Origin of the sequence: Micromonospora sp. NPDC052213, from assembly GCF_040679695.1 — a bacterium.
In the GTDB taxonomy this organism is placed as follows: domain Bacteria; phylum Actinomycetota; class Actinomycetes; order Mycobacteriales; family Micromonosporaceae; genus Micromonospora.
Map to the genome: position 1 here is coordinate 1 of NZ_JBFAVI010000409.1, position 1,064 is coordinate 1,064.

At 70.8% G+C, this 1,064-nt stretch carries 1 protein-coding gene; it reads left to right on the top strand.

Annotated features, from left to right (window positions below):
• The coding region (locus tag AB0L34_RS34335) for an acyltransferase domain-containing protein (protein ID WP_363709842.1) at nt 1–1,064 on the top strand (1,064 nt) is incomplete at both ends.

Genomic DNA, 1,064 nt, shown 5'->3' on the forward strand with positions numbered 1-1,064 from the left:
GTCGTCGTTCGGCATCTCGGGGACGAACGCGCACGTGATCATCGAGCAGGCGGAGCCGGAGCACGCCGCGGGGCCTGCCGCGCCGGTCGGGTTGCCGGTGCCGTGGGTGCTGTCGGGGCGTTCGGAGCGGGGTCTGTCGGGTCAGGCCGGGCGGTTGGCGTCGTTCGTGCGTGGTCGTGGTCTGTCGCCGGTGGATGTGTCGTGGTCGTTGGCGACGACTCGGGCGGCGTTGGAGCACCGCGCGGTGGTGTGGGGCTCGGACGTGGACGAGCTGGTGGCCGGGCTGTCGGCTGTTGCCGAGGGCCGGTCTGCGGGTGTGGTGTCGGCGGGTCGTCGGGCGGTGTTGTTCACGGGTCAGGGTTCGCAGCGTGTGGGCATGGGCCGGGAGCTGTACGAGACGTTCCCGGTGTTCGCGCAGGCCTTCGACGGGGTGTGTGCGGGGTTTGAGGGTTTGTTGCCGCGGGCGTTGCGGGAGGTCGTGTTCGCCGAGCCGGGCACCGCCGATGGGGCTCTGGTGGATCAGACGGTGTTCGCGCAGGCGGGGTTGTTCGCGGTGGAGGTGGCGTTGTGGGAGTTGTTGTCGTCGTGGGGTGTGCGGGCTGATTTCCTGGCGGGTCATTCGATCGGTGAGGTGACGGCGGCGTACGTGTCGGGGATGTTGTCGTTGGCGGATGCCTGTTCCCTGGTGGCGGCGCGGGGTCGGTTGATGCAGGCTCTGCCGTCGGGTGGGGTGATGGCGGCGGTCGGTGCGTCGGAGGAGGCTGTCGCCGAGTTGCTCGGCGCGTCGGGCGCGGCCGTGGACATCGCGGCGGTCAACGGCCCCGCGTCGGTGGTCGTCTCGGGCGCGGCCGATGAGGTGGCCTCGGTGGTGGGGGCCTGCCGTGAGCGGGGTTGGCGGGTCAAGGAACTGGCGGTCAGTCACGCGTTCCATTCGCGGTTGATGGATCCGATGTTGGACGAGTTCGCGTCGGTGGTGGCGGGGCTGGACTGGCGGGTGCCGCGGGTGCCGATCGTGTCGAATGTGACCGGCGCGGTCGCGGAGCCGCTGGAGCTGGTGGATCCGG